The sequence below is a fragment of the Bordetella petrii genome (assembly GCF_020991325.1).
GTDB lineage: Bacteria > Pseudomonadota > Gammaproteobacteria > Burkholderiales > Burkholderiaceae_B > Bordetella_A > Bordetella_A petrii_E.
Window position 1 is genome coordinate 1 of the sequence record NZ_JAJMLX010000372.1, and the last position, 3,601, is coordinate 3,601.

4 protein-coding genes are annotated in these 3,601 nt (G+C 65.3%); 3 read left to right on the forward strand and 1 reads right to left on the reverse strand.

What is annotated here, in order from left to right; translation table 11 throughout:
- On the reverse strand, positions 1-774 hold a 774-nt coding region (locus LPZ50_RS23070), incomplete at its 3' end, for an IclR family transcriptional regulator (RefSeq protein ID WP_230665169.1).
- Positions 775-881: 107 nt separating this feature from the next.
- Between LPZ50_RS23070 and LPZ50_RS23075 the strand changes: the two genes are divergently transcribed.
- The 3 genes from LPZ50_RS23075 to LPZ50_RS23085 all read left to right on the forward strand — a co-directional run.
- Positions 882-1,847 (forward strand): Bug family tripartite tricarboxylate transporter substrate binding protein, encoded by a 966-nt coding sequence (locus LPZ50_RS23075; protein WP_230665171.1) that lies wholly within the window; start codon positions 882-884, stop codon positions 1,845-1,847.
- 193 nt (positions 1,848-2,040) lie between these two features.
- Positions 2,041-3,048, forward strand: coding sequence for an acyltransferase (locus tag LPZ50_RS23080; protein ID WP_230665172.1), 1,008 nt, complete (start codon positions 2,041-2,043; stop codon positions 3,046-3,048).
- A gap of 144 nt (positions 3,049-3,192) precedes the next feature.
- Positions 3,193-3,601: aromatic ring-hydroxylating oxygenase subunit alpha (locus LPZ50_RS23085; protein ID WP_230665174.1), on the forward strand; the 409-nt coding region annotated here is incomplete at its 3' end.

The following is a 3,601-nucleotide window of genomic DNA, read 5'->3' on the forward strand; positions in this document are numbered from 1 at the left end:
CGCCACGCGCTCGCGCAGCGCGGCCTCCGGCAGCAGCGATGCCGGGCCGCCACAGCTCATGACGAAACGCCCCTCCCCGGTTACCGACTGGAACGGCACCGCCACCGCATTGATGTCGGCGCGCCAGGCGCCGATGGCAAAACAGCAGCCGGTACCGTGCAGGTCAGCGCTGTCCTGTTCGAGGGTGGCGTGATCCAGCGGCGCCTGGCCGGGCCGGGCCAGCAAGGCCGCCCGCGGCCCCTCCGGAAGCGAGGCCAGATAGGCCCGCCCCATGGCGCTGCCCAGGCTGGCGCGGTAGCCCACTGGCAGGCGCAGATACAGTTCGGACGAACCATGGATGGCCTCGACGTACACCATGGCCTCTCCGTCGAATGCGCCCAGCGCCACGGCGCCACCGGTTTCGCGGGCCAACTGCTCCATGGACGCCTTGGCCAACTGCCGCACCTCCAGCCCGGCCAGCAGGCCGAAACCCAGCGCCAGCACCCCGTAGCCCGGCGAATACTTGCCGCTGTCGGGGTGATAACGCAGATAGCCCAGTTCGGTCAGCGTGTAGGTAATACGGCTGATGGTGGGCTTGGGCAGGCCGGTAAGCGCGGCGAGATCCTGATTGCCCAGGGTGGCCGCGCCTGGGCCGAAGCAGCGCAGCACGTCCAGCCCCCGCGCCAGGGCCACGATGAAATCGGGTGCGGCGGCGCCCTGCGTGCCGCGCCGGCGCCGCGCCGGACCGCTACGCGCCGCTCCGTCCGGTGGGGAAGTATCAAATGGGGCTTGCATCGAATGGCCTTCGTTCTTATAGTTTATTTCGGTTAACAAAATTAAATTCCATTGTACGGAATTTATATAAGGCCGACCATTCTTCCGCACACTATCCAGGGGAAACCATGTTGAAACGCTTTTCCACCCTAGCCGCCGCATTGGTACTGTCCGCCAGCGCCGGACTGGCCCAGGCGGCCTACCCGGAACGCCCCGTCACCATCATTTCGCCTTTTCCCGCCGGCGGCGCCACCGATGTGCTCACGCGTATCCTGGCCGAGCGCATGGGCAAGGAACTGGGCCAGACGATCATCGTCGAGAACAAGGCCGGCGCCGGCACCACCATCGGCGCCGCCTATGTGGCGCGCGCCCAGCCCGACGGCTATACGCTGCTGATGGCCACCAATTCCACGCTGGTCACCAATCGCTTCCTCTATAAATCGCTGCCCTATGACCCCGATGGCTACGCGCCCGTCGGCATGGTGGGCATAGGCCCGCTGGTTCTGCTGGCCAACGACAAGCATGGCTTCAAGAGCACGGCCGATGTCGTGGCGTACGCCAAGCAGCGCCCCGGCATGCTGACCTTCGCCACCTTCGGGCCCGGCACTTCGTCGCACCTGGCGGGCGAACTGTTCAAACAGGAAGCCCAGGTCGACCTGCTGCATGTGCCGTTCAAGGGCGCCACGCAAGCCCTGCCCGCCCTGATCAATGGCGACGTCGATATCTTCTTCGACATGGTGGCCACCGGCATGCCTCAAGTACAGGCCGGCAAGCTGAAGGTATTCGGTATTACCAGCAAGAGCCGGCTGTCCACCCTACCCGACCTGCCCACTCTGGCCGAACAGGGCTACCCCGCGTTCGACCTCACGGCGTGGTTCAGCTTCGTGGCGCCGAAGGGTACGCCGGACGATGTCCTGGCAACGCTGCAGAACGCCTTGAAGGCCACCCTGCAGGATCCGCAGGTGAAAGAAAAGATGCTGACCATGGGGATCGAACCGCGTTCGGGCTCCGCCCAGGAACTGACGCAGCAGATCAGCAGCGAGCAGCCGGTGATCCAGAAGCTGGTCAAACAGGCAGGCCTGAAGCAGCAATAAAAAGCGCATCAGTTGCAACAAAATGCCCCCCGGCCGCGGCGGCCCGGGGGCATTTTTGCGTTTGCAAGCCGCGTCTAACGGTTCGAAACATGGCTTGAAGCATGCGCTGATATGGTGAATATGCGTGGCCGGCCCCATCCGGCGTGCCGCACGCCACCGCAGTCCGCAACAATCATTACTCGCAGCAAAGCCCATGCCCCACACCCAAGACCGACTGGACCGACTCGACGCCGCCCGCTGGCTGGCAGCCCTGGCTGTCGTACTGCTGCACAGCGCCGCGCAGGCCGTATCGGACGCGTGGGCCTATGGCAGCAACGATTGGCTCGCCGCCAACCTGTACGACTCGGCGGTGCGCTGGTGCGTGCCGGTGTTCGTGATGGTCAGCGGCGCCCTGCTGCTGAACGGCGAACAGCAGCAGGACGCCAGGCATTTCTATGTGCGCCGCGCCGCACGCATATGCGCGCCTCTGGTGTTCTGGACATTGTTCTACCTGGCCTGGCGCAGCGCGCTGGACTGGTGGGACGACGGCCGCGTCGACTTCTCGTTCTGGCCGCGCAAGGTGGCCGAGGGCGCTCCGTATTACCACCTGTGGTACCTGTACATGATCGTGGGCCTGTATCTGTTCGCGCCGCTGGTGCGGGCCCTGTATCACCGCAGCTCGCCCGACGCGCGCCGCCTGTGGGTCGTGGGCATCCTGGGCGTGGCCATCCTGGATGCGCTGTATCGTCAGGCACTGGGCGCGGGACAGGGCTTCTTCCTGACCTGGTTCCTGCCCTACCTGGGATACTTCGTGGCCGGCCGCATGATCTTCGACGGCGAGCTGCGCATCCCGCGGCCGGGCTGGGTGCTGGCGCTGAGCGTGCTGGCAACGGCCTGGGGCGTGGCCACGCTCTCCGAGGCGGGCAGGCTGAATCTTTATTTCTACGATTACTTCAGCGTTACCGTGCCGTTCATGTCACTGGCGGCGTTTCAGTGGATACTCAACAGCCCGCGGGTACCGCCGCTGTCGACGCTGGCGCCCCTGACTTTCGGGGTTTACCTGATACACCCGCTGTTCCTGGACCTGGCCGATCGGGCCGGTGCCCACGCCGGGCCGGGCGCGGCCTGGAACGTGCCGTTGATGGCGGCAGCAGTGTTCGGACTGTCGGCCGCCAGCAGTTGGCTGCTGCGGCGTCATCCGGTGACACGGCGATTGGTGTAGACCCCGTTGATGGGAACATACTTGGGGGGTGCCCCGCGCACCCGGGATAGGGTACAATACCCCGTTTGATCGGCCAGTCCGATTTTTCTTCGCGCCAGAACGGAACCCCGCCGTCCTGGCTTTTTTATCCGAGCGGAGGGAATCATGACCGACATTGGTCGGATGGCGCATGTGGCGCCAGCTCGCACCCAGCTACCCGTCAGTGCATACTTTGACGAAGCCCGCTTCAAGCGCGAGCAAGAACTCATTTTCAAGAATTCATCGCTGTACGTCGGCCACCAGAAACTGGTGCCCGAGGTTGGCGATTGGCGCACCCTGCCCCAGGAAGACGGCGGCCGCGTGCTGGTGCGCAATGCGCAAGGCGTCGAACTCATGTCGAACGTCTGCCGCCACCGCCAGGCCCTGATGCTGGGCGGCCAGGCCGGCAACGTCACGGGAGGCCCCGCGTCGGCGCACGGCAGCCTGAAGGAATCGGCCGGCAACATCGTGTGCCCCCTGCACCGCTGGACCTACAACAACCGCGGCGAACTGCTGGGCGCGCCCCAGTTCGAAT